Origin of the sequence: Variovorax ginsengisoli (assembly GCF_030486595.1) — a bacterium.
Classification (GTDB): domain Bacteria; phylum Pseudomonadota; class Gammaproteobacteria; order Burkholderiales; family Burkholderiaceae_C; genus Variovorax; species Variovorax ginsengisoli_B.
Map to the genome: position 1 here is coordinate 177,796 of NZ_JAUJZH010000011.1, position 23,436 is coordinate 201,231.

The window sequence follows — 23,436 nt, forward strand, 5'->3', positions numbered from 1 at the left end:
CGCAACGGTCAGCGGATGTCAGCGATCCAGGTCGGCGCCGTCGGCCGCCAGCTTGCGCTGCAGCGCCGGCACCTCGACCTCGGCGAAGCGCCCGGCGCCCAGGGCCGCCGCGGCAGTGCCCGCGGCCTGCCCCATCACGAAGCAGCCGCCGCTGGCGCGCGCCGCCGACTGGCCCTCGTGGGTCATCGAGGCGCAGCGGCCGGCCACCAGCAGGTTGTCGACCCCGCGCGGCACCAGCATGCGCCAGGGCAGCTGGTTGAAGGTGCGCCGCTCGTCGCGCGGAAAGGCCCACTCGATCCGGCCCGCCGCGTGCATTTCCATCGGCCAGGCATTGATGCCGATGCTGTCGTCGAAGCGCGCCGACGACAGGATGTCGTCGCCGCTCAGCGCGTACAGCCCCTCGATGCGCCGGGTCTCGCGGATCCCGACCTGGGGCGCGATCTCGACGATGGCCGACTGCTCGAAGCCCGGCACCTCGGCTTTCAGGAACCTGAAGAACTCGCCGATCTGGCGCCGGCCCTCGACCTCGCCGTCGCTGAGCTGGCGGGCATCGATGCCGTTCATCGCGCCGCCTTCGGCATTGCGGATCTGCGTCACGTTGGCGCGCCATTCGCGCGGGTCGATCTGCGGACGCAGGATCGCGCCCTCGCGCGGAAACCGGTAGGCCTCCGGGTCGCGTTCGCGCACCTGCGCCATCAGGTCGTTGATGGCCTTGAACTCGCCCACTGCGGCCAGTGCGCGCGCCGCCTCGACATGGCCGACCCGGAACATGGTCGAGGGGAACAGGCCGCTGCCGTGGCCATCGCCGACCGCGAAGGGAACGCCGGCGAAGGCCGCGACATCGGCGTCGCCGCTGCCGTCGACGAAGGCATTGGCGCGGATCGCCTGGCGCCCCGACTTGGTCTCGACCACCAGCGCCGCGATGCGCGCGCCGTCCATCACCACCGCGGCAGCCAGCGCGTGGAACAGCAGTTCCACCCCGGCGTCCAGCAGCAGCCGGTCGGCCGCGCACTTGTAGACCGAGGTGTCGTAGGAGCGCACCCGGATGCGGCCCTGCATGCCGTCCTGCGGCTTGTTGAGGCCGCCCAGGGCGTCGATGCGCGCCAGCAGCTCGTCGGCCACGCCGTGCACCAGCTGGGTCATCTCGCCGTCGCGCCGGCCGTAGAGGCCGGCGAAGTTGGTGACGCCGCCGGCGGTGCCCATGCCGCCGAGGAAGCCGTAGCGCTCGACCAGCAAGGTGCGGGCGCCGTGGCGCGCCGCGCTCACGGCGGCCGCGATGCCGGCCGGCCCGCCGCCGACCACGACGACGTCGTACTCGCCGTAGACCGGCAGCGTGCGTTGCGGTTCGACGACTGTCTGGCTCACTGGAGTTTGATGCCGTTGGTGGAAATGATCTTGGTCATGATCGCGGCCTCTTCCTTCACCCGCGCGCGCATGCCGTCGGGCGAGGTGCCGACCGCCTGCCAGCCCTGCTCGAACAGCTTCTGGCGCACGTCGGGCGACTTCATGATGATCGCCAGTTCCTTCGTGATGCGGTCCTGCGCCGTCTTCGACAAGTTGGCCGGGCCGACCAGCGCGGTCCAGACTTCGAGGTTGAAGTCGCGCACGCCCGCGTCCGCCAGCGCCGGCACGTCGGGCGCCAGCGTGCTGCGTCCGCTGGTGAGGCCGACCGCCTTGACCTTGCCGGCCTTGATCTGCGGCAGCGCCACGCCCGGCGGGATCAGCGCCATCTGGATCTGGTTGCCGATCAGGTCGGTCATGACCTGCGGGTTGCCCTGGTAGGGCACGTGCTCGGCCTTCAGGCCCGGCACCTTGCTCTTGAGCAACTCCATGCCGAGGTGGCCCACCGAGCCGACGCCGACCGAGCCGTAGCTCCACTTGTCGCCGCCCTTGCGCGCGGCGTCGAAGAAGGCGGCGCCGGTCGGCAGGCTCGCCTGGCCCACCAGCACCAGCGGCGCGGTGGCGATCAGCGACAGGTAGGTGAAGTCCTTGCCCGGGTCGTAGGGCAGCTTCGGATACAGCATCTTCGACGAGGTCAGGTTGCCGTTGATGACGATGCCCAGCGTGTGGTCGTCGCTTGCCTTGGCCACCTGGTCGGCCGCGATGTTGCCCGAGGCGCCCGGCTTGTTGTCGACCACCACCGGTTGGCCGAGCGCCTTGGACAGCGGCTCGGCGATGGCGCGGGCCGCGATGTCGGGCGTCGAGCCGCCGGGGAAGCCGACGATCAGCCGGATCGGCTTGGTGGGCCAGGCAGCGCCCTGCGCCGAGGCGGCGAACGGCAGGGCAGCGGTGGCGATGCCGCAGGCGGCAGCGATCAGGAGGGCTCTCTTGGAGGGATGCATGGGGGAAGGAGGAATGAGGAACGAACGAGAACCCGAGGATAGCCCTGTCTTGTAACGAGACGTCATTCGAGGCTGATGTTCCCGCGCCGCACGAGCTCGCCGTAGATCTTCGACTTGACTTCGGCGTTGCGTTCGATCTCCTCGGGCGACCAGGCCAGCGGCTCGAAGGCGAAGGTATCGAAGCGGGCCCGGATCTCGGGGTCGGCGATGACCTTGGCGACATCGGCGTTGATCCGGGCCCGGATCGCCGCCGGCACGCCCTTGGGCGTCAGCAGCGAGACGAAGGAGTTCACCTCCAGCCCGGCCGGGCCGCCGGATTCGGCCATGGTCGGCACGTCGGGCATCTGCGGGATGCGCTTGGGCGCCGCGATCGCGATGTAGCGCAGCTTGCCGGCCTTGTAGATGCCCTGGCTCGACGGCAGGCTGGCGAAGCTCCACGCCACCTCGCCCGAACCCACGTTGGCGAACAGCTGCGAGACCTCACGGTAGGGCACGTGCTGCATGTGGGCGCCGGTCAGCGACTCGAGCTGCTGGCCGCCCAGGTGGCCTGGGCTGCCGACACCCCACGAGCCGTAGCTGATCTGGCCCGGCTGCGCCCTGGCGGCGGCGACCAGGTCGCCCATGGTCTTCCACTTCGAATCGGTCGGCACCGCGACGAAGAAGGGCGTGCGGAACAGCGAGGCCACCGGATCGAAGTGTTGCAAGGTCACGAAGTTGCGCGACTTGTACAGGTGCGGCAGGGCGGCGATGTGCTCGCTGTCGAGCTGCAGCAGCGTGTAGCCGTCGGGTGCGGCGCGCCGGGCCTGCTCGATCGCGATGAAGCCGCCGCCGCCGGGCTTGTTGTCGACCAGCACGCGCTGGTTCCAGAGCCGGCCGAGCTTGTCGGAGATCAGCCGCAGCACCGCATCCGGCCCGCTGCCGGCGGCGAAGGGCGTGACGATGGTCACCGGCTTGCTCGGGAAGTCCGTGGCCGGCGCCTGGGCCGCCACCGTGGTGGACAGCAGGGCCGCGGCGCCGGCGGCGATCAACGACAGGAGGGATTTCATTTTTTGTCTCGCGATTGTTAAGACAGGCCGGCGCATTTGTATCAGGTCGCCGTGGCGCTCGCATAATCGGCGAACTCGATCCACTCCTCGCCCAGGCCCTCCATGTCGTCCATCACCCTGCGCTTCCTGGCCGAACCCAGCACCGTCAACTTCGGCGGCAAGGTCCACGGCGGCACCGTCATGAAATGGATCGACGAGGCCGGCTACGCCTGCGCGACCAGCTGGTCCAAGCGCTACTGCGTGACGGTCTTCATCGGCAGCATCCGCTTCCATCGCCCGATCATGATCGGCGACCTGGTCGAGGTCGAGGCCCGCCTCGCCTACACCGGCAACAGCAGCATGAACATTTCGGTCGAGGTGCGCAGCGGCGACATGAAGGGCGGCGAAATGCACAAGACCACCGAATGCCTGGTGGTCTTCGTCTCGGTCGACTCCCACGGCCGCACCCTGCCGGTCGACAGCTTCACGCCCGGCACGCCGGGAGAGATGGCGCTGGCCGAGCGGGCCCGCTTGCACCTGGAGGCCACCCGGGCGGCGACCGGGGCCTAGGGTCCGCGACGATCAGCGCGGCATCAACTGGTAATAGTCGAAGCCGTTGCTGCGTCCGCCCAGGCACGTGGCCAGCGTGTCCTCGACCTCGCGCCACAGCGCCAGCCGGTTGCGCCACTTGCGCACGCTGTGGCCCTCGTCGGCGAAGGTCATGTATTGCACCGGCCGCCCCAGCCGCCTCATTTCGGCCACCACGTCGTCGGAGTCCTGCCGCAGCACGCGGACGTCGTTGCTGCCGTGGATCACCAGCAGCGGCGCCGTGATGCGGTCGATCTGCGAGATCGGCGAATTGGCCAGCATCGCGGCGCGCTCGTCGGGCTTGGCCACGTCGCCGTAGGTCATCGCGAAGTAGTGGCGGTTGCGCCAGAACGGCGGCCATCTCTCGATCACCCGCGGCCAGTTGGCGACGCCCACGACGTCGATGCCGCAGCGGTAGTCGTGCGGTTGCTGGATCAGCTGGGCCAGCACCGAGAAGCCGCCGAAGCTGCCGCCGAAGACCGCCAGGCGTTGCGGATCGGCGATGCCCTGGTCGATCGCCCACTGCACCGCCTCGGCGATGTCGCGCTGCATGCGGCCGTTGTATTCGAGCGCGCCGGCCAGCATGAATGCGCGGCCGTAGCCGCTGGAGCCGCGGTAGTTGACCTTGAGCACCGCGTAGCCGCGGTTGGCCAGCATCTGCGTGTTGGTGAACGAAGCCGCCTGCCAGCGGTCGCGCACCCAGGGCCCGCCGTGGATATCGACCACCAGCGGCACCGGCCCGGCGACGCCCCGCGGCCGCACGACATAACCGTGCACCGTGAGCCCGTCGGAGGTCTTGAACGCGAAAGGCTCGGTCGGCGAGAACAGGCCGGCGTCGGGCTTGCGCGGCGGCGTCAGGCGGGTCAGGCGAGCGCTGTCGCGCTCGAGCAGCAATTCGACCGCCTCGTCGCCGGTGACGGCACGCAGCACCATCTGCCGGCCGTCCTCGGCCGTGCTCGACGGCCGCGCCACCACCGGCTCGGCGTCGAGCCAGCCGCGCCCGCGCGCCTCCTTGACCGCGGCAGCGACCTCGGCGCCCAGCGCGGCATCGAGGTAGACGAAGCGGGGCAGCCCGGGCTCCAGGGCGTAGCCATAGGGTCCGCCCTGCCGCGGCAGGTACTGGGCCGAGTCGAGATCGACCTCGGCATCCTCGGCCAGCACCCGCTCGGCGTCACTGACCAGGTCCATCTCCACCAGCGCCGACTTGTCGCGGCCGATGTTGGTCATGGCCCAGAGGCGGCCGTTTTGCAGGTCGATGCGGTGCGGCCAGAAGAAATCGAAGGCCTTCACGGTGCGGATGCGCCGCCAGCTGCCATCGGGGTTGCGCAGCTCGACCGCCTCGTCGGAGCCGTCGGCGCTGCCGAGCTGGCGGATGCGCCCGGCCAGCTGGTGGTCGGTGCCGATGATCCAGGCCAGCACCCGGCCGTCGTCCTCGCTGCGCGCCACCTCGCGCACGGTGCGCGTGGCGGCGTCGGCCTCGAACAGGTCCATGCTGCTGCGGTCGCGCTTGTTGCTGGCGAAGAAGAAGCGCGCACTGCCCGGCGCCCCACGCGCCACGTAGGCCGAGCGCACGCCGGGCCAGGGCGTGACCGCCCACGGCCTGGCGTCGGGCTGCTCCACGTCGAGCACGAAGAACTGGGTGTTCTCGTCGCCGCTGAAATCCTTCAGGTAGGCGACGTGGTGGCTGTCGGGCAGCCAAGAGTAGGTCGGCCCGGACACGCCGGGCCGGGCCAGCGTGCCGGTGGCAAAGGTCTTCACGCCGGGACCCGCCAGCACCGCCGCATCGGTGGTCGGGCGTACCGCGAGCCCGATGTCGGTGCCCACTGTCTGCGCCCACAGCAGCCGGCGGCCGTCGGGCGACAGCGCGTGGCCGTCGACATAGTCGATGTTGGCGACGAAGCGCCGCATCGGCACCAGCGGCGGCAGCTCGCCGCCGTCCTGTGCCGTGACCAGCACGGGGGCGGTGGGTGCGGTCGAGCAGGCGGCGAGCGCCAAGGCGGTCGAAGCGGCGGCCATCGCGGCCAGCCGTCGCAATCCAAGAATCATGGGCGGTCTCCCTCTTCGATGTCGTTGTTGGGCGCCGGATTGTGGCGCGGCCAACCTTTGGCAAACCCAAAGGTTGCGGCATGCACAATCGCCGCCGTGCATATCCTGCTGATCGAAGACGACCTCGACCTGGGCCGCGCCCTGCAGGCGGCGCTGAAGGTCGACGGCCTCAGCAGCGAGTGGCGCCGGCGCGCGGCCGATGCGCCGCGCACCCTCGACGGCGCGATCTTCGACTGCGTGCTGCTCGACTTGAGCCTGCCCGACGGCAGCGGTTTCGAACTGCTGGAACGCTGGCGCCGGGAAGGCTCCTTGCTGCCGGTGATCGTGATCACCGCGCGCTCGGCGATCGAGGACCGGCTGGCCGGCCTCGACGGTGGCGCGGACGACTTCGTCATCAAGCCCTTCGCCACCGCGGAGCTGATATCCCGCATCCGCGCCGTGCTGCGCCGCTCGGCGCGACAGGCCAGCGAGGTCTGGACCCTGGGTGCACTGACGATCGAGCCGCGACGCCATTGGAGCGCCCTGAACGGCGAACCGCTCGAGCTGTCGCCACGCGAATTCCGTCTGCTTCTGGAACTGGCGCGCGAACCCGGCGCGGTGGTCCCCAAGGGCGTGCTGGCGCAGAAGCTCGAGCCGCTGGGCGAGCCGCTGGACTTCGCCGCAATCGAGGTCCACGTGTCGAACCTGCGCCGCAAGATCGGCAGCGCCAGGGTGCATACGGTGCGCGGCGTGGGCTACCTGCTGGCGTCATGAAGGCGATCCTGTGGCCGACCATCGTGCAGCGCGTGTTTCTCGCGCTGGTGATGGCTTTCGTGCTGGTCTGGGTCGCGCTGCTGGCGTACATCTACATCGAGTTCCGCCAGGCGCTGGCGGTCGACCAGGGTTTGAAGCGAGTCGGCCGGGCGCTGAGCACCGCACTGGCCGACCTCAAAGACGACGCCGAGGCGGGCCTCCTGATGCGCGCCACGGCCACCGAATACAGCATGCTGCGCCTGAGCGGCAATCCCGACGGCAGCCTGCTGCTGCAGCTGCAGCGGCGCGACGGCCCGACCCTTTACGCCTCACCCAAGCTGGGCGACCAGGTCCTGTCCGGCCTGCCGGGGCAGGTGGTCGACCAGCAGGTCAACGGCCGCACGCACTGGGTCTTTCGCAGCGAAGCTGGCCTGTGGACGCTGCATCTGGCCGAGCCCGAGATCACCGGTCAATGGATCCTCCAGCGCAATGCCGGCCGCGTGCTGCCCTACCTGCTGCTGGCCTTCCCGATCGTCTTGCTGCCGATCTGGTTCGCCGTCAAGCTCGGCTTGCGGCCCTTGCGCCAGCTCGCCGACCGGATCGCCGAACGCGGTGCGACCGACCTGTCGCCGATCGGGCTCGATGCGCGCTACGAAGAACTGAAGCCACTGGTGGCGGCGCTCGAGCGCATGCTGCAGCAACTGCGCGACCAGATGGCGCACGAGCGCGCCTTCGTCCATGACGCCGCGCACGAGCTGCGCACGCCGATGGCGGTGATCGCAGCGCAGGCCCATGCGCTCACGGGCGCCAGCAATGGCGAGGACCGGGCCCGGGCCCAGTTGCAGCTGGAGTTGGCCATCGCGCGCGCCTCTCATCTTGCTCAGCAGCTGCTCGAACTGGCATCGCTCGATGTCGCGAACGGACGCGCCGCGCAACGGCCGGTCGATGCCGCCCAGCTGGTGCGGCGACTGCTGGCGCAGGCCGCTCCACTGGCGCTCGCGCGCGACATCGAGCTCAGCCTCGACGCGCCCGACACCCTGGTGATGCACCTCGACGTTCCGGCCTTCCAGTCGATACTGGAAAACCTGCTCGACAACGCGATCCGCTATGCGCACGACGGCGCCCGAGTCACGGTCACGCTGGCCATCGACGCCGCCCGCGAGCTGCGGCTATCGGTCGAAGACGACGGGCCGGGCGTCCCGGCGGCGGAGCGCGAGCAGGTGTTCAAGCGCTTCCATCGAGGCAGCGGGCACGAGGCGCCCGGCTCGGGCCTCGGCCTGGCGATCGTCAGCCAGGCGGTGCTGCGCAACGGCGGCGGTGTGATGCTGACCGACGGCCTGGGCGGGCACGGGGCCGGCTTTCACGTCACGCTGCCGATGGGCGACAGCTGACGCGCCGCTGCTGCGGAACCGCGTGGCTTTTTCGCCTTGCCACCCCACTCACGAAGATGGGGCCGCGCAGAGGACCGGCAGCCTGCGACGACCGAATACAGCGAGACTCAGCAAGGCGGTGATCCATGCCGCGACCGCTCCGTACAGCATGACCCAACCAAAGCCATGGACCACGGCAACCTGTAGAACCGAGTCAACAGTCTCCGGGGCCATCAGTGGCGCCAATGCGGACTTCGCCCCCGCAACGTCGCCACCCGCAAGCCGCTCGGCCAACGTGCGAAGTCGCGCGTCGTCCAGCGCCGTTCCGAGCGCCGCGCGCAACGCGGACAGGATTCCCGCCACAAGCACCAAGCCCATGACGGCGATATTGATGGCCAGGGTGATGAGGCGCGCGCTGACATCCATGCCCGAGGCCATGCCGGCGCGGTTGGCAGGCACCGAGGCCGTGGTCATGTTGGTTGCAGGCGTTGTGGTCAGGCCGAGGCCGATGCCAGCCAACAGCGCGCCGGGCAACACAGTCCAGTGGCCCAGGTGCGCGAGCCCGCTGCCCAACTTCATCAGCGCAAAGCCAAGGCCGATCAGGGACAGGCCGGCAGGAATGACGACGCGTGCCTGGTAGCGCAGCAACAGCCATTGAGCGACGGGTGGCATCACCAGAAAAGGAACCGTGTAGACCAGAAGAGCCAGCCCGGTGAGGGTCGTGTCGTAGCCCAGTCCAGCCGAGAAATACAGCGGCAAATAAATCATGAACGGCCAGTAGCTGCAATTCATGCCGATACAACCGACGATGGCGCCCGAAAACTCGCGGATCCTGAAGACCGAGAAATCGAACATCGGATGCGGACGGAAGCGCTCGACGAGAACGAAGCCCACCCAACTCGCCGCGGTGACGGCCATCAAGCCCAGGGCGGTCCCGCTGGCCCAGCCCAGGCCATCGCCCTGCGTGATCAGCAGGGCAAGCCCGAGCACCGCGATGGTCAGAGTGACGATGCCCGCCAGGTCCAGCTTCTGTTGGCGAGCCTGCGGGTCGTTGGACTCGACCACGCCGACCCAGATCAACGCCAAGCCCAGTGCTGCCAGGGGCGCCTGCACCAGGAAGACCCAGTGCCAACTGGCTAGCGATACGATGAATCCGCCAACCGCCGGGCCGAAGCCCAGCCCGACGCCCGCCACCACGCCCCATATCGCGAAGGCGCGGGCTCGCGCCTTGCCCTCTGGGAACTGGTGCGACAGGATCGCGATCGAGCAGATGAACATCGCGCCGCCGGCCATGCCCTGGAGGAAGCGCGCGCCGATCAGGACCGGCGCACTGGGCGCGAGGCCGCACAGCAACGAGGCGACCCCGAAGGCCAGCACGGTGAGGGCGAACACGCGACGTCGCCCATAGCGGTCGGCCAGCGTGCCCGTCGCCATGAGCACCGTCGTGCAGGCGATGGTGTACGCGTTCATGACCCATTGCAGGCTCTGGAAATCGGCGTGCAGCTGCGCTTCCAGCACGGGCAGGATGACCGGAACACTGGAGATTTCCAGGCCGAACATCAGCGCCGCCAGGCAGACGGCGGACAGCGAGAGAAAGGAAGGAAATGCGGAGGGCATCGAGTCGGTTCACCAAGGCGTTGACGAGCGGAGAACCGGGATTCTCAAAGGTCGTGATCTATGATGCAAATGATCGAATTTCCTTCGATTCAACGATGAGATTCATCAATCTAAGCTTATGAACTTTGACACCAGCCTTCTGCAGGCGTTCGTCGCGGTACATCAGGCCAACGGCTTCACGCGCGCGGCCGAGCAGCTGCACTTGACGCAATCGGCGGTCAGCCACCAGATCCGTCGGCTGGAGGAAATGGTGGGCCGGCCGCTTTTCCGTCGCACCACACGGCGCCTGAGCCTGACGGCCGATGGCGAGGACTTGCTGCGGCATGCCAAGCGCATATTGCAGGCGCAGGACGCGCTGGCACAGCATTTCCGCTCCTCGCCGATCGAAGGAACGGTGCGCTTCGGCGTGCCAGAGAGCTTCATGAGCGAACGCCTGCCACGGCTCTTGCACCAGTTCTCCCGCAGTTGTCCCAAGGTGCGCCTCGAGGTCAGCGTGGGCCTCACCCTCGACTTGGCGACGATGGTGCGTGAGCGCGAATTGGACTTGGCCGTCGTGGTGTCGGTTTCGGGCACGACCGAGGGCACCTTGCTGCGGCGCTTGCCGCTGGTGTGGGCTGCGGCCGAAGGCTTCGAGCGACCCAACGGGGCCTCGTTGCCACTGGCCTACTCGCCGCTGCCCTGCGTGTGCCATCGAATTGGCGTCGCCGCACTCGACAGCGCCGAGATCGCCTGGCACGGGGCCTTCAGTTCGCACAGCCTGGAGGACTTGCGCACCGTGGCGCTGAGCGGGCTTGCCGTGGCGATATTCACCAGCGACAACCTGCGCCCGGGCATGGTCGTACTGAACGAAGGTCAGGGCTTTCCTGCGTTGCCGATGCTGGACTTCACACTGGCCTACAGCGAAATCAATGCGGAGGAGCGCGGCTTTGCAGTTGTCGAACTCGGCCGCCTCATCGAAGAAGCCCGATGGGAATGACCACCCTCAAAAACTCACCGCCAGCCCCAGCGAGAACCCCGACACGTTGTTGCCGAACACATAGCGCACCACGGCCCGGATCCGGGTGATGAAGATGTCGTGGGCGCTGGTGTCCAGTTCGAGCCCGGTGCCCAGCGTGGTCAGGCGGTCGAAGCCCAGCACGTCGGCCTGGCTGCCCAGGTAGCGTGAATGGGAGAACTCCAGCACGTAGCGCAACGGCCGGTCGAAGGCCTGCAGCCCGGTCGGAGCGCGCCAGCGGGCCCACAGGTTGGCGGTGCGTGCCGAGGCGCTGCCCTCCACCGCGGCGCTGCTGCTGCCGTAGGACTTGAGCTCGATGTCCGAATAGCGCAGCTCGACATCGACTTCGTAGTCCTGGCGGTAGTGCTCCCAGTCGAGCATGACTGCACCGCCGAGCCCATAGGCGTTGAGCGAGCCGCCGTCGAGGAAGTCGAGCTGGCGGTCGGTGACGTTCCGGAGATAGGCCCTGGCGATCTGCAGGTCGCTCGCCACCTTGCCGAGCGAGAAATTGAAGATCGGACGGAAGGCGAGCTCCGGTGCGATGGGGAAGTCCCAGCCGATGCCGGCGGTACCGCTGAACGAATTCCAGCGCGTCGGCAGCTGGCGCGCGTCGACACCGTTGCTGGCGACGAAGACCGGGTCGTAGCGGCTGTAGGCGATCGCGCCCTCGAGGTACAGCGGCAGGCTCTTGCTCACCGTGAATCCGTCGCCCAGCTGCGACATCACGATGCCGGGGTTGCCGCTGGTCGGGTTGGTGATCGACAGGCTGCTCGAGGTCAGGTCCGGCACCGCCTGGTAGGCCATCAGCGCCAGCACCCCGTTGGCATGCTGCTGGATGCGCGAGCCGACGATGTCCAGCCCCTGCGCACAGGCGGTCGCGGGACCCAATGCGCCAGCCATCAGCAGCGCGAACGCCTCGTGCGGTTTCATCGGTCTCGATGGTGCCCGCCGCGCGACGATGCGCAATTGCCCTTTGGTGAGGGGCCGCGACCCCGCACCGCTTTCGGATCAGCCTGCCGCCAGCACCGTCCCGCTGACTTCGCCGAGGCCGATGCGCACCGCGCCCGCGCGCTCGCACCAGCCGTGCATGACCAGCGTATCGCCGTCTTCAAGGAAGCTGCGCTGCTCGCCGTTGGGCAGCACGATCGGCTGCTTGCCGCCGTTCGTGAGCTCCATCAGCGAACCGGCCTCGACCGCCTCCGGGCCGGACAGGGTGCCCGAGCCGAGCAGGTCGCCAGGCTGGAGGTTGCAGCCGTTCACCGTGTGGTGGGCGATCAGCTGGGCCGGCGTCCAGTAGGCGGCGCGGGTGCTGTTGGTCTTCGACAACCGAACGGGCACCTCGCCCGCCTCGCGCATCTTCGCGGTCTGCAGCAGCACTTCCAGCTCGATGGAGAACGCCCCCTGCGCGCGGTTGGCCTCCGAGTCGAGGTAGGGCAGCGGCCGCGGATCGTCGGCCGGGCGCTCGAAGGCCGCGCGGAAGGGCGCCAGCGCCTCGGTCGTGACCAGCCAGGGCGACAGCGTGCTGGCGAAGTTCTTCGACAGGAACGGGCCCAGCGGCTGGTACTCCCAGCCCTGGATGTCGCGCGCCGACCAGTCGTTGAACAGCGTCACGCCGAAGAGATGCGACTCCGCCGCACCGATGCCGACAGGCTCTCCCTGCGCATTGCCCTGGCCGACGAACCAGCCGAGCTCGAGTTCGTAGTCCAGCCGCTTCGACGGACCGAAGCTGGGCACCGCGGCGTCCGGCGCCTTGGTCTGCCCCTGCGGCCGCTTGAAGCGCTGGCCGCTGACGCCGATCGACGAGGCCCGCCCGTGGTAGCCGATCGGGACCCACTTGTAGTTCGGCAGCAGCGGGTTGTCCGGACGGAACTGCTTGCCGACCGTGGTCGCGTGGTGCACGCTGGTGTAGAAGTCGGTGTAGTCGCCGATGCGGCAGGGCACGTGCATCGTCGCCGCCGACTGGCTGACCAGGGCCGACTCCCATTCCGCCTGCCGCGCGCTGCCTTCGGCCAGCCCCTGGGAGATCAGCGCCCGCAGCGCCGCGCGCTTCTCGGGCGTGGCCGCCATCAGCGCGTTCATGTCGTCGCTGTCGATCAGGCCGGCGCGGCGCAGGTCGAGGATCCGGTCGCCGATCGCGACACCGATGCGCGGCGCCGCGTCGGCGCTGTGACTGAAGCGGCCGAAGGGCAGATTCTGGATCGGAAAGTCGCAGCCGGCCTGGTTGGCCGAGGCGACCCAGCTGCGCAGCTTCGGGTCGTGGGTATCGTTTAGTTCTGTCATGTCGGATCCTTCAAACGGTTTGTTCCAGAAACACCGCGAAACCGGCTTCGCCGGGCCGCTGGTGTTGCCCCCGGCAGGCGGTGGGAGGGCTACACGGAGTGAGCCCGACCTGGGGGCGAGCCAAAGTTGTCCTTGAGGCCGGCCCAGCAGTCGGCATAGTTCTGGTCGAGCGCCGGGCTTTGCATCGCATAGGCGGTCGGGATGAATCGGAACCGGCTTTCGAACATGAAGGCCAGCGTGTTGTCGAGCTTCTGCGGCTTGAGATCGCTGTGGCTCGCCTTGTCGAAGGCTTCCTCGTCGGGGCCGTGCGGCACCATGCAGTTGTGCAGGCTCGCGCCGCCCGGCTTGAAGCCGCCGGGCTTGGCGTCGTACTCGCCGTAGACCAGGCCCATGAACTCGCTCATCAGGTTGCGGTGATACCACGGCGGACGGAAGGTGTCTTCCATCACCAGCCAGCGCGGCGGGAAGATCACGAAGTCGCAGTTGGCGGTGCCGGGCGTGTCGGAGGGCGAGGTCAGGACCGTGAAGATCGACGGATCGGGATGGTCGAAGCTGATCGAGCCGATGGTCATGAAGTGCGCGGTGTCGTACTTCACCGGCGCCAGGTTGCCGTGCCAGGCGACCACGTTGAAGGGCGAGTGCGAGGTCGGTGCCGACCAGAAGCGCCCGCCCGACTTCTTCACCAGTTCGTAGGCCACCGTCGCATCCTCGAAGGCCGCCACCGGGGCCTGGAAGTCGCGCGCGTTGGCCAGCCCGTTGGAACCGATCGGGCCCAGCTCGGGCAGCCGGAACTGGGCGCCGTAGTTCTCGCAGACGTAGCCGCGCGAGGGCCCGTCGACCAGGTCGACCTTGAACACCACCCCGCGCGGCAGCAGCACGATCTCGCCGGGCTTGACGTCGAGCACGCCCATCTCGGTGGTGACCACCAGCCGGCCCTGCTGCGGCACCACCAGCATCTCGGCATCGGCGTTGACGAAGGAGCGGCGTTCCATCGAGCGGTTGGCGAGGTAGACCAGGGCGCCGATGCCGCTCTGTGCCTCGGCATCGCCGTTGGCGGCCAGCGTGCGCATGCCGTCGACGAAATCGGCGTCGGCACCGTCGAGCGGCAGCGGGGCCCAGCGCAGCGGTTCGGGCGCGAGCGCCATCTCGCGGTCGGCGCCGGTGGTCCAGTGCGACTGCGCATACGCCTGGTAGCGCCCGGCGACCACGGACGGCTGGCGCCGGTACATCCAGGTGCGCCGGTTCTGGTGCCGCGGCGCCGTGAAGGCGGTGCCCGAGATCAGCTCGGGGTAGAGGTCGAAGGGCGCGCGCTGCGGGCTGTTGCGGCCCTGCGGCAGCGCGCCGGCGACGGCTTCGGTGGCGTACTCGTTGCCGAAGCCGCTTTGGTAGCGGCGCTCGGCCGCGGATGCGATCGTCATGGGGAGTCTCTCTGAGGGTTCAACGGGAAGCCGCGGCCGCCTCGAAGGCCTGGCGCAGCACGGCGGTCGAGCCGATATGGTTGGCCAGCACCAGCACCAAGCGGGCGTTGAAGGCGTGGCTCTGGTCGCTCGACAGGCCCTGATGGGCTTCGATCAGGGCCTCGTAGAAGTCGTCGGGGGCGTCGAGGTTGGGGGTGGTGATCAGGTCCATGGCGGTCTAGCCCTTGGCGAGTGCGCGGTCGCGCGCGGCGCGCACGGCCTCGGGTGTGGGTGCGCGCCAGCGCGCGCAGACATGCTGGTCGGGGCGAAGCAGGTAGACGGTGCCGGGCCGGGCGTCGTAGCGCCGGGCGGCGAGTTCGCCCGTACTGCCCGGGGGCACCCGCACGATGTGCAGCGCCACGTCGGCTCGGGCCAGCGCAGCGAGGCTGCGCTCCGCCTCGGCGCCGTCACCGAAGACCAGTGCCGTGAAGCGCGTGGCCGCGCCGGCGGGCGGACTCAGTTCGCGCAGCAGCCAGCCGGCGCGGCCATCGGCGCCGGCCAGCGGCGCGTCGGCGGCCGCCGCACCGGGCACCATCGGGCCTTCGAACGCATCCACGTCGGGCGTGTTGAGCGTCGACTCGCGCAGGGTGCTCGGCACCGACAGCCGGCCGCTGTTGACCAGCGCCCGCGCGAAGGCGTGGCGCTTCGACAGCTCCAGAACGGCGTCGCGGAACAGCCGGCTGACCTCGCTCTTGGGCGTGATGAAGTCGGTGGCGCGGGTCGAGTTGCGGATGTTCTCGTCGGCCGCGTACTCGCGCTCGCTGGCGTAGCTGTCGAGCAGGGCGTCGGGCGCCTCGCCGCGCAGCACCGCGGCCAGCTTCCAGGCCAGGTTGTCGGCGTCCTGCACGCCGGAGTTGGCGCCCCGGGCGCCGAACGGCGACACGCCGTGCGCCGAATCGCCCGCGAACAGCACGCGGCCGTGCCGGAAGCGCTCCATGCGCTGGCAGGCGAAGGTGTAGACGCTGGCCCAGCCGATGTCGAAGCGCGCGCCCTGGTGGCCGATGCTGTCGAGCAGCGCGCGCACCCGCGGGATGATGTTCTCGTGCTTGCGCTCCTCGACCGGGTCGGCGTCCCAGCCGAGCTGGAAGTCGACCCGCCACATGTTGTCGGCCTGCTTGTGCAGCAGCACGCTCTGCTTCGGGTGGAAGGGCGGATCGAACCAGAAGCGCCGCTCGGTCGGCAGGTCGGCGTCCATGTTCACGTCGGCGATCAGGAAGCGGTCGCGGAACACCCGGCCCTTGGCCTCCAGGCCCAGCAGCTGCCGCAGGCTGGAGCGCGAACCGTCGCAGGCGGCCACGTGGCCGGCCGCGAGGCGGTACTCGCCCTCGGGCGTCTCGATGGTCAGGAGCGCCTGGTCGGCGCCCTGTTCGATGCCGACCACCTTGTTGTTCCAGCGCAGCTCGATCAGCGGCAACTCGGCGGCGCGCTCGGCCAGATAGCCCTCGACGTAGTACTGCTGCAGATTGATGAAGGCCGGGCGCTCGTGGCCGGCCTCGGGCAGCAAGTCGAAGCTGTAGACCTGCTCGTCTCCGAAGAACACCCGGCCGACGTTCCACGACACGCCCTTGTCGACCATGCGCCCGGCGCAGCCCAGGCGGTCGAACACCTCCAGCGTGCGCTTGGCGAAGCAGATCGCGCGCGAGCCGGTCGACAGGGTGCAGTCGTTGTCGAGCAGCACCACCGGGACCTGCCGCTGGGCGAGGTCGATCGCCAGCGCCAGGCCCACGGGGCCGGCGCCGACCACCACCACCGGATGGTGGGCCGGTGTCGCGGCATCCTGGTCGGGGTGCCGCTTGTAGTCGAAGCGCAGCGACTGGTAATCGAGCGATGCGGTTACGTCCACGGTCTGTCTCCTTTGTCTTGTGCGCTACCCGCTTTGCGGGGTTTCTCGGCCGGCGCAGCCGGGCCCGTTGGTGAAACACCGCGGAACTGGCTTTGCCAGGCCGCTGGTGTTGCCCCCGGCAGGGGGTGGGCGCCCGGACACGAAGTGCCGGGCAACCTGGGGGCGAGCTTCATCCTCAGCCTTCGAGGGCTTTCCACATCTCGATGTCGCGCTCGGCGGTCCAGATGCGAGGGTCGGTGTACTTGGTGGCCTCGTCGTAGCAGCGGGTGACGTCGAAGGGCATGCAGTGGTCGAAGATCACCCAGTGGCCGTACTTGGGCTTCAACGCCGCGTAGGTTTCCTTGTAGACGGCATTCAGGTCCTTGCCGGCCGCGACGCCCTTCTGGACGTTGGCGTAGACGTCCGAGATGAACGCGCGTGTTTCGTCCAGGCCCTTGGCCACTTCATCAGGCGTGGTGAGCGCGGCGCCGCGGCCGGGCACCAGCGCCTTGGGCTTCAGCGCCGCGAGGTTCTCGAGCGTCTTCGGCCAGTCCTTGAAATAGGCGTCGCCGGCATAGGGCGTGGCGCCGAATTCCACCAGGTCGCCGGACAGCAGCGCCTTTTCCCCGGGCAGCCAGACGACCGTGTCGCCCTTGGTGTGGCCGCGGCCGAGCTGCAGCAGCTGCACCTCGAGCTTGCCGAGCCACAGCGTCATCTTGCCGGTGAAGGTCATGGTCGGCCAGGTCATGCCGGGCGGCACGGTCTCGACACCAGCGAACAGGCGCGGGAAACGGCCGATCTCGCTGGCCTTGTCCTGCTCGCCGCGCTCGACGATCAGGTCGTAGGTGTCCTGGCTGGCGAGGATGTGGTCGGCGCCGTAGGCACTGGCCCCGAGCACGCGCACCGCGTGGTAGTGGGTCAGGACCACGTACTTGATCGGCTTGTCGGTCACCTCGCGGATGCGGCGGATCACGTCGGCCGCCATCGCCGGCGTGGCCTGGGTGTCGGCAACCAGCACGCAGTCGTCGCCGATGACAATCCCGGTGTTGGGGTCGCCCTCGGCCGTGTAGGCCCAGGCGTGCTCCGAAATCTGGCTGAAGGTGATCTTCTTTTCTTCGAGATCGGCCTGGCTGGCGAACTTCTTGGTCTCTGACATCGCGGAGTCTCCTGAAATTTGTCTAAAGTGAATGAATTCGCGTGGGACGAATGGACGCAGTGTAAATCGAGGATCAGTTAATGTCTAATGCCTTCTGTATCAACGAATGACGAAATCCCATGGCGGCTGACTCCGATCGCGCCCAGCGCGGCATCCAGAGCATCGAGGTGGGCGGCCAGCTGCTGCGCGCCCTGGTGCACCATGGCCGGCCGATGGCGCTCAAGGACCTGGCGCGCGAGGCCGAGATGTCCGCCGCCAAGGCGCACCCGTACATGGTCAGCTTCGGCCGCCTCGGGCTGATCGAGCAGGACCGCACCACCGGCCACTATCTGCTCGGACCGCTGGCCTTGCAACTGGGGCTGATCAGCCTGCAGCAGGCCAATCCGGTGCACATCGCGACACCGCTGATCGCCGAGCTGGCGCAGCAGATCGGCCACACGGTGGCGATCGCGGTCTGGGGCGACCGCGGCGCGACCATCGTGCGGATCGCCGAATCGCCGGCCCCGCTGCACGTCAACATGCGCCACGGCACGGTGTTCTCGCTCACCCACACGGCCTCGGGGCGGCTCTTCGGCGCCTACCTCGACCCGGAAGTGGTGCGCGGCCTGCTGGAGCAGGAGCGCCAGCGCGAGCAGAAAGGCGCCGCGCAGCCGCCACAGCGTGGCATGCCGCCGGCCCAGCGGCTGCCCGGCTGGCCGGCCTTCGAGGCGCAGCTGCACGAGGTGCGGGCCCACGGCCTGAGCCGCTCCGAAGGCGAGATCCTGCCTGGCATCAGCGCGATGTCGGCGCCGGTGTTCGACAGCATGGGCGCGATCGTGCTGGCGGTCACCGCCATCGGGCCGGCAGCGATCTTCGACACCCGCTGGGGCGGCGAGATCGCCGTGGCGCTCAAGGCCTGCGCCGACCAGGTGTCGCAGCGTCTCGGCGCTACGCTTTCAAGGCCTTGAGCCGGTCGATGCTGGCCGCCGGCCAGTGCTCGGAGCGGCGGTAGTACTCGGTCACGGCCGGCGTGCCCGGCGGCAGCAGCACCCAGGGCTGCTTCGACATCGTGAAGATGTGGATGTCGGGCGGCAGCAGGTCGGGGTCGTCGAGCGTGCCGACGCGAACGAAGCTGACCGCGTCGCCGCTGCCGGCGTAATGGCTCCACAGCGCGACCTGGCAGCGGCCGCAGCGCACGATGGCCTGGCCCTTGCCGCTGGCCGAGGGCGTGGCCACGCGCTCGGTCTGGCCCTCGAGCAACTGCACGCGGTCGGCCTCGATCATCGCGTTGAGCGCGAACGCCGAGCCGCTCTCGCGCTGGCACCAGCGGCAATGGCAGCAGTGCACGAACAGCGGCGCGCTGGCCATGCGGTAGCGGACCGCACGGCAGGTGCAGCCGCCCTCGATCGGAAAGGAATCCGGGTGGACGGGATCGGTCATCGGGCAAGTCTCCGGCGCTGGGACCCGCAGATTACACCGCGGCCTCAGGCCATGAAGCCGACGTTCTTCGGATACTCGATGCCGTTGAAATTGCCGCCGAAGTTCTTCAGGTTCGGCAGGATGCCCGGCAGCTCGGCGTCGGGCACGCCGAACCACTTGGCGAGCGTGGCGCCGTACTGGTCGACCGAGGTGGTCGGGATCAGGCGGCCCTGCCCCACGTGGCCTTCGTAGCCCGCCAGCTTGGGGTCGTTGTTGATGCTGACCACCTGCGGCGTGCCATAGAACGCCTTGCCGTTGACCGCGCCCCCGACCACGAAGTGATGGCCGCCCCAGCCATGGTCGGAGCCGTCGCCGTTGCTGGCCAGCGTGCGGCCGAAGTCCGAGGCGGTGAAGGCCGTGACCTTGTCGGCCAGGCCCTGGGCGACCATCTGCCGATGGAAGGCGGCCATGGCATCGCTCAGCTGCTGCATCAGGCCTGGCTGGTTGGCGATCAGGTTGTCGTGCAGGTCGAAGCCGCCCATCGAGACGAAGAACACCTGCCGCTTGGCGCCCAGGGTGCTGCGGCCGCGGATCAGCCGCGCGACCATCTTGAGCTGGTTCGCGAGCCCGGTGTTGAGCGAGCCGAAGGTGTCGGTCGCGAAGGTCGCTGTCTGGATCGCGCTGGTGACCGTGGTCTCGGCCTGGACCGCGCGCTGGGTCACCTTGTTGTATTCGTTCTCCAGCGTGTGGCCGCGGGTTTCCTGCGCCAGCTGCGCCATCGCCGCCTTGACGCTGCTGGAGCCGTAGGTGGTGCCGTCCTTGATGCTGCGGATGCCGACCGCGCCGCTGGTGCTGACCTGGTATTGCAGGGCCTGGTCGCCCGACAGGAACACGGCGTTGCCGGCGACCGAGATGCAGGTGAACAGCGCGTTGGTGTTCTGCCGCTGGTCCAGCACCAGGTCGCCGACGTTGCCGCCCCAGCCCACGGTCGAGCCCTCGGGCGAGGACGACTGCCAAGTCGACTGCTGGTCGTTGTGCGAGAACAGCTTGGGCGGCTGCGGGTAGAGCTTCTTGTTGCTGTTGTTGTACTGGGCCCGGGTCAGCGGCACCACCAGCGGGCCGACGTTGAGCTGCACCGCGACCTTGCCGTCGGTGTTGAACAGGCCGGCGAGCTGCGTCATCGACGGGTGCAGCGCGTACTGGCGGCCGTCGGGCAGCGCCACGGTCGGCGCCAGCAGCGTGGCGGCGAGCGCATCCTTGGCGATCGCCACCCCGCCCGCGCCCTGCGGCACTCGGATCGTGCTGTAGGCGTTGTAGCTCGGGTCGTCGTAGGTGATGACGGTGTTCGCGTAGTCGTTGCCGCCGAACAGGAAGACGCAGACCAGCGCCTTGTAGTCGTCGGCGGGGGCGGCCTGCGCCGCCGCCTCGCCCATCGCGGCCAGGTTGAGGGCGAAGGGCAGCGCGGTGCCGGCCATCGCCAGCTGGCCGGAGCGGCGCAGGAAGGCACGTCGCGTGTGCGCGGCAGGATCGATCAGGTACATCGCGCGGTCCCTTATTTCTGGATCAGGTAGGAGGGCGAGGCCATCACCAGCAGCACCGCCGCGTAGACCCGGTTGAGCTTGACCGCGTCGGTGCTGTTGACGGACACCGCCGGATTGGCCAGCGCACCGGCGATCAGCGCCTGGGTGGCCGCCGACAGCTGGTTGGCGGTCAGCAGCAGGTTGAGCCGCTGCACCAGGGCGGCCGGGTCGAGCACCAGCGCCAGCTCGCTCGCATAGGCGGCGTTGACATCCCGCCCGGTGCTCTTCGGCAGCACGCTGTTCTGCATGAAGTTCAGGTAGCCGCCGACGCTGGTCTCGTTGACCAGCTGGAACTCGGGCGCGACCATCCTGGCGGCGGCGATCGAGGTCGATGGCGGCACGTAGCCGGGCCGGAAGAAATTGAACACCGACGGCGAGCGCAGCGGGCTCTGGCCGAGCTGGTCATTGGGCCGCGAGAGGTCGCCGATCTTCCAGTTGCCGCTGGTCGAGCCGGCACCGAAGGTGCGGCCCCACTGCGTGAAGCGCAGCATCGGCTCGCGCAGCCGGCCGAAACCGGGGTCCGACAGGCCGGCCGGGCTGCGCGCCTCGTTGTCGAGCAGCACCGCGGCGAAGACGCTCTTCATGTCGCCGCGCACGCCGGCCCCGTTGTCGGCGAAGACATCCGACACCCGCTGCACGTAGGCCGGGCTCGGGTTGCTGGTGACCAGGCGCTGAATCAACTGCTTGCCGATGAACGGGCCGACGTTGGGGTGGTTGAAGAGCGTGTCGAGCGCGATCTTCAGCGCCGCCTTGCCTTCGGTGCCGGCCGGCACCGAGGTGCCCAGGAAGCGGGCCTCGAGCACCGAATGCCGGGCCGCCGTGAGCACCATCGGCCGCGCGGTCCAGGCGCTGGTGTCGACGTCGCTGGCCCGGATGTCGAGGTCGTAGCCGGTGAAGACGCGCGCCAGGTTGGTCACGTCGTCCAGGCTGTAGGTGTCGAGCGGCGTGCCGTCGCCGCCGGTCTTGACGGTGCCGTCGGCGTTGAGCTGGTAGAGCCCGATGGTCATGAGCTGCATGACCTCGCGCGCATAGTTCTCGTCCGGCTGGCGGCCCTGGGCGTTCTCCTTCTGGTTGCCCCTTGTGTTGAGGTAGTAGCCCATCGCCGGATTGAGCGTCACGTCCTCCAGCAGCTTGCGGAAGTTGGTCGTGACGCCGGCCACCAGCATGTCCCAGTACTGGGCCATCATGAGATCGGGCCAGCTCGATCCGATGTCGTTGCGCGAGACAACGAAGATCTCGCTGAAGACCAGCGCCATGCGCTTGCGGAAGCCGTCCGGCGCGGTAATGAGCTGGTTCCAGATCATGTCGTCGGCGTTGACCGCGTTGGCGGCCTTGCCCAGGATCCAGTCGCGCCCGCCCTGCTCGGCCGGGCGGTCGACCTGCTCGCCGAGCCAGGGCAGGTAGCCCTTGCTGCGGACGGCGGCGATGTCCGCTTCCGAGGCCGAGAACTGCGACTGCAGCAGGAAGCGCGCGGCCTCCTCGTCGGTCTTGGCCTGGGTGTAGACATAGGTCTGCGCGGTCGGGGTGCTGGCCAGGGCGCTCAGCGAGCCGGCCTGGACGGTGGGCGCGGACGACTCGCCAACCGCCGCGAAGCCCGCGCCGCCGCCTCCACCGCCGCCGCCGCCGCCACCCCCACAGGCCGCCAGCGCCGCCGCCGACGCGGCCAGGGCGGCCGCGAGGGGCAGGGGGCGAGACGTTGCGCCCGCCGGGCTTGGCGCGGCCGCCTCGGGCACGCGCGCGCTCTCGTCGGCCGCGGTGTCGCGGCCGGTTGCGATGTCTTCCACCATGGGATGCCTCACTCCTCGACGCGGACGCGCCGACGTTCATCAGGCAAGTGCCATGCCCGCAGTTTTCGGGCGGCTGGATGCGGCCAGTAGAAGCGTTTAGTACGACAGTTGTGAACAAATGTGACTTTTTTCGTCACATCGATACAACCGACGGCTTGCGGACTGACGCGGAATGTCGCTCAGGGCCTGGCGGCCTGGAGTGCGTCGCGGGTGCGCAGGGCCTCGCGCCGGGCCGCTTCGGCGAAGTCATCCCCGGCCGACGCGTAGCAGATGGCGCGCGAGGAGTTAACCACGATCGGCGCGTCCGGACGCCAGCCGGCGCGGACCGTGGCGACCGCGTCGCCGCCCTGCGCACCGACGCCGGGGATCAGCAGCGGCACCGTGGGCGCCAGTGCGCGCACGCGTTCGATCTCGGCCGGGTAGGTGGCGCCGACCACCAGGCCCAGCTGGCCGTTGAGGTTCCACGGTCCCTGGGCCAGCCTGGCCACGTGCTCGTAGAGGAAGGGCTGGCCGTCGACGTCGGCCAGCCGCTGACCCTGCAGGTCGGCGCCGCCCGGGTTGCTGGTGCGGCACAGCAGGAAGGCGCCCTTGCCCTGGTGGCGCAGGTACGGCTCGACCGAATCGAAGCCCATGAACGGCGACAAGGTGACGGCGTCGGCGCCGTAGCGCTCGAAGGCCTCGCGGGCGTACTGCTCGGCGGTCGAGCCGATGTCGCCGCGCTTGGCGTCGAGGATGGTGGGCACGTGCGGCGCGTTGCGGCGCATGTGCTCCATGAGCTGTTCGAGCTGGTCTTCGGCACGATGGGCAGCGAAATAGGCGATCTGCGGCTTGAAGGCGATCGCCAGGTCGGCCGTGGCGTCGACGATGCGGGCGCAGAAGTCGTAGATCCGGCTGGCGTCGCCTTTCAGGGCGGCGGGGAATTTGGTCGGCTCGGGATCGAGTCCGACGCACAGCAGCGAGCCGTTTTGGCGCTCGGCGGCGCGCAGCTTGTCCAGGAAGGTCATGGGCCGAATTTTAGGTCGGCCGGTGGCTGGCTCGAGCTCGGCGAGGGAACCCAGGCCGGCGCCGGGCCGCCCCAAGGCGGCCTGCGGCCCCCTCGGGGGGCAGCGAACCACACGGAGTGGGGAGCGTGGGGGCTGATATGGCTTGATCCTGTCAAGAGGGCGAGCCGCTCTCTCCGGGGGCCGGATTTCAGAATCTTTCGCGAATGCCGGATAGGGAACGCGACGGAGCCGGGTGCGT

The 23,436-nt window shown here is 69.1% G+C and carries 20 protein-coding genes; 5 read left to right on the plus strand and 15 right to left on the minus strand.

Annotation, left to right across the window (positions count from 1 at the left end; all coding sequences use genetic code 11):
• Positions 1 to 18 precede the first annotated feature (18 nt).
• The 3 genes from QZH52_RS17205 to QZH52_RS17215 all read right to left on the minus strand — a co-directional run bounded on the left by QZH52_RS17205 (position 19) and on the right by QZH52_RS17215 (position 3,388).
• Positions 19 to 1,365, minus strand: coding sequence for an FAD-dependent oxidoreductase (locus QZH52_RS17205; RefSeq protein ID WP_301811194.1), 1,347 nt, complete (start codon positions 1,363 to 1,365; stop codon positions 19 to 21).
• On the minus strand, positions 1,362 to 2,342 hold the full coding sequence (locus QZH52_RS17210) for a Bug family tripartite tricarboxylate transporter substrate binding protein (RefSeq protein ID WP_286519858.1): 981 nt from the start codon (positions 2,340 to 2,342) through the stop codon (positions 1,362 to 1,364). Before QZH52_RS17210 ends, QZH52_RS17205 begins: the two co-directional genes overlap by 4 nt.
• 62 nt (positions 2,343 to 2,404) lie before the next feature.
• A complete protein-coding gene (locus tag QZH52_RS17215) occupies positions 2,405 to 3,388 on the minus strand; it encodes a Bug family tripartite tricarboxylate transporter substrate binding protein (protein ID WP_301811201.1) in 984 nt (327 codons plus the stop codon).
• Positions 3,389 to 3,490: 102 nt separating this feature from the next.
• Here QZH52_RS17215 and QZH52_RS17220 point away from each other — a divergent pair, with 102 nt between their 5' ends.
• Positions 3,491 to 3,937 carry an acyl-CoA thioesterase gene (locus QZH52_RS17220; RefSeq protein ID WP_286509763.1) on the plus strand — a complete coding sequence of 149 codons (447 nt, stop codon included), beginning with the start codon at positions 3,491 to 3,493 and terminating at the stop codon, positions 3,935 to 3,937.
• A gap of 12 nt (positions 3,938 to 3,949) precedes the next feature.
• On the opposite strand, the gene QZH52_RS17225 is transcribed toward QZH52_RS17220, so the two are convergent.
• Positions 3,950 to 6,001: an alpha/beta hydrolase family protein gene (locus tag QZH52_RS17225; protein ID WP_301811203.1), complete on the minus strand. Its 2,052-nt coding sequence runs from the start codon at positions 5,999 to 6,001 to the stop codon at positions 3,950 to 3,952.
• A gap of 96 nt (positions 6,002 to 6,097) precedes the next feature.
• Here QZH52_RS17225 and QZH52_RS17230 point away from each other — a divergent pair, with 96 nt between their 5' ends.
• Complete coding sequence (locus tag QZH52_RS17230) at positions 6,098 to 6,754, plus strand: response regulator (RefSeq protein ID WP_301811205.1); 657 nt, start codon at positions 6,098 to 6,100, stop codon at positions 6,752 to 6,754.
• Complete coding sequence (locus QZH52_RS17235) at positions 6,751 to 8,124, plus strand: sensor histidine kinase (protein ID WP_301811207.1); 1,374 nt, start codon at positions 6,751 to 6,753, stop codon at positions 8,122 to 8,124. Before QZH52_RS17230 ends, QZH52_RS17235 begins: the two co-directional genes overlap by 4 nt.
• A gap of 48 nt (positions 8,125 to 8,172) precedes the next feature.
• On the opposite strand, the gene QZH52_RS17240 is transcribed toward QZH52_RS17235, so the two are convergent.
• Positions 8,173 to 9,720, minus strand: a complete 1,548-nt coding sequence (locus QZH52_RS17240) for an MFS transporter (protein ID WP_301811208.1) — start codon at positions 9,718 to 9,720, stop codon at positions 8,173 to 8,175.
• Positions 9,721 to 9,838: 118 nt separating this feature from the next.
• On the opposite strand from QZH52_RS17240, the gene QZH52_RS17245 reads away from it, so the two are divergent.
• Entirely contained in the window at positions 9,839 to 10,696 is an 858-nt protein-coding gene (locus QZH52_RS17245; protein ID WP_301811211.1) for a LysR family transcriptional regulator, read from the plus strand.
• 6 nt (positions 10,697 to 10,702) lie between these two features.
• Here QZH52_RS17245 and QZH52_RS17250 read toward each other — a convergent pair whose 3' ends face one another.
• The 6 genes from QZH52_RS17250 to QZH52_RS17275 form a co-directional block, all read right to left on the minus strand.
• Entirely contained in the window at positions 10,703 to 11,644 is a 942-nt protein-coding gene (locus QZH52_RS17250; protein WP_301811214.1) for a hypothetical protein, read from the minus strand.
• A 78-nt stretch (positions 11,645 to 11,722) separates the two neighbouring features.
• Entirely contained in the window at positions 11,723 to 12,994 is a 1,272-nt protein-coding gene (gene fahA / locus QZH52_RS17255; RefSeq protein WP_301811216.1) for a fumarylacetoacetase, read from the minus strand.
• An 89-nt stretch (positions 12,995 to 13,083) separates the two neighbouring features.
• A complete protein-coding gene (hmgA, locus tag QZH52_RS17260; protein WP_301811219.1) occupies positions 13,084 to 14,412 on the minus strand; it encodes a homogentisate 1,2-dioxygenase in 1,329 nt (442 codons plus the stop codon).
• 19 nt (positions 14,413 to 14,431) lie between these two features.
• On the minus strand, positions 14,432 to 14,623 hold the full coding sequence (locus QZH52_RS17265; protein WP_286519852.1) for a DUF2783 domain-containing protein: 192 nt from the start codon (positions 14,621 to 14,623) through the stop codon (positions 14,432 to 14,434).
• 6 nt (positions 14,624 to 14,629) lie between these two features.
• Positions 14,630 to 16,294, minus strand: coding sequence for an FAD-dependent oxidoreductase (locus QZH52_RS17270; protein WP_301811223.1), 1,665 nt, complete (start codon positions 16,292 to 16,294; stop codon positions 14,630 to 14,632).
• Positions 16,295 to 16,469: 175 nt separating this feature from the next.
• Positions 16,470 to 17,429 (minus strand): MBL fold metallo-hydrolase, encoded by a 960-nt coding sequence (locus QZH52_RS17275; protein WP_301811227.1) that lies wholly within the window; start codon positions 17,427 to 17,429, stop codon positions 16,470 to 16,472.
• Positions 17,430 to 17,548: 119 nt separating this feature from the next.
• On the opposite strand from QZH52_RS17275, the gene QZH52_RS17280 reads away from it, so the two are divergent.
• On the plus strand, positions 17,549 to 18,376 hold the full coding sequence (locus QZH52_RS17280) for an IclR family transcriptional regulator (RefSeq protein WP_301811230.1): 828 nt from the start codon (positions 17,549 to 17,551) through the stop codon (positions 18,374 to 18,376).
• On the opposite strand, the gene QZH52_RS17285 is transcribed toward QZH52_RS17280, so the two are convergent.
• From QZH52_RS17285 to pyrF, 4 genes are all read right to left on the minus strand, one after another.
• Positions 18,357 to 18,848 carry a GFA family protein gene (locus QZH52_RS17285; protein WP_301811233.1) on the minus strand — a complete coding sequence of 164 codons (492 nt, stop codon included), beginning with the start codon at positions 18,846 to 18,848 and terminating at the stop codon, positions 18,357 to 18,359. The two genes, QZH52_RS17280 and QZH52_RS17285, sit on opposite strands and share 20 nt — an antisense overlap.
• 44 nt (positions 18,849 to 18,892) lie before the next feature.
• Positions 18,893 to 20,368, minus strand: coding sequence for a DUF1501 domain-containing protein (locus tag QZH52_RS17290; RefSeq protein ID WP_301811235.1), 1,476 nt, complete (start codon positions 20,366 to 20,368; stop codon positions 18,893 to 18,895).
• An 11-nt stretch (positions 20,369 to 20,379) separates the two neighbouring features.
• Positions 20,380 to 22,194: a DUF1800 domain-containing protein gene (locus QZH52_RS17295; RefSeq protein WP_301811237.1), complete on the minus strand. Its 1,815-nt coding sequence runs from the start codon at positions 22,192 to 22,194 to the stop codon at positions 20,380 to 20,382.
• Between the two features lie 179 nt (positions 22,195 to 22,373).
• Complete coding sequence (gene pyrF, locus QZH52_RS17300) at positions 22,374 to 23,198, minus strand: orotidine-5'-phosphate decarboxylase (protein ID WP_286533493.1); 825 nt, start codon at positions 23,196 to 23,198, stop codon at positions 22,374 to 22,376.
• Positions 23,199 to 23,436 lie beyond the last annotated feature (238 nt).

Excerpts from the sequence above, each read along its gene's own strand:
- QZH52_RS17235 (WP_301811207.1), top strand. The coding sequence starts at position 6,751 with ATGAAGGCGATCCTGTGGCCGACCATCGTGCAGCGCGTGTTTCTCGCG.
- QZH52_RS17250 (WP_301811214.1), bottom strand. The coding sequence starts at position 11,644 with ATGAAACCGCACGAGGCGTTCGCGCTGCTGATGGCTGGCGCATTGGGT.
- hmgA (WP_301811219.1), bottom strand. The coding sequence starts at position 14,412 with ATGACGATCGCATCCGCGGCCGAGCGCCGCTACCAAAGCGGCTTCGGC.
- QZH52_RS17240 (WP_301811208.1), bottom strand. The coding sequence starts at position 9,720 with ATGCCCTCCGCATTTCCTTCCTTTCTCTCGCTGTCCGCCGTCTGCCTG.
- QZH52_RS17275 (WP_301811227.1), bottom strand. The coding sequence starts at position 17,429 with ATGTCAGAGACCAAGAAGTTCGCCAGCCAGGCCGATCTCGAAGAAAAG.
- QZH52_RS17280 (WP_301811230.1), top strand. The coding sequence starts at position 17,549 with ATGGCGGCTGACTCCGATCGCGCCCAGCGCGGCATCCAGAGCATCGAG.
- QZH52_RS17265 (WP_286519852.1), bottom strand. The coding sequence starts at position 14,623 with ATGGACCTGATCACCACCCCCAACCTCGACGCCCCCGACGACTTCTAC.
- QZH52_RS17285 (WP_301811233.1), bottom strand. The coding sequence starts at position 18,848 with ATGACCGATCCCGTCCACCCGGATTCCTTTCCGATCGAGGGCGGCTGC.
- QZH52_RS17225 (WP_301811203.1), bottom strand. The coding sequence starts at position 6,001 with ATGATTCTTGGATTGCGACGGCTGGCCGCGATGGCCGCCGCTTCGACC.
- fahA (WP_301811216.1), bottom strand. The coding sequence starts at position 12,994 with ATGACAGAACTAAACGATACCCACGACCCGAAGCTGCGCAGCTGGGTC.
- pyrF (WP_286533493.1), bottom strand. The coding sequence starts at position 23,198 with ATGACCTTCCTGGACAAGCTGCGCGCCGCCGAGCGCCAAAACGGCTCG.
- QZH52_RS17290 (WP_301811235.1), bottom strand. The coding sequence starts at position 20,368 with ATGTACCTGATCGATCCTGCCGCGCACACGCGACGTGCCTTCCTGCGC.
- QZH52_RS17210 (WP_286519858.1), bottom strand. The coding sequence starts at position 2,342 with ATGCATCCCTCCAAGAGAGCCCTCCTGATCGCTGCCGCCTGCGGCATC.
- QZH52_RS17245 (WP_301811211.1), top strand. The coding sequence starts at position 9,839 with ATGAACTTTGACACCAGCCTTCTGCAGGCGTTCGTCGCGGTACATCAG.
- QZH52_RS17215 (WP_301811201.1), bottom strand. The coding sequence starts at position 3,388 with ATGAAATCCCTCCTGTCGTTGATCGCCGCCGGCGCCGCGGCCCTGCTG.
- QZH52_RS17295 (WP_301811237.1), bottom strand. The coding sequence starts at position 22,194 with ATGGTGGAAGACATCGCAACCGGCCGCGACACCGCGGCCGACGAGAGC.
- QZH52_RS17220 (WP_286509763.1), top strand. The coding sequence starts at position 3,491 with ATGTCGTCCATCACCCTGCGCTTCCTGGCCGAACCCAGCACCGTCAAC.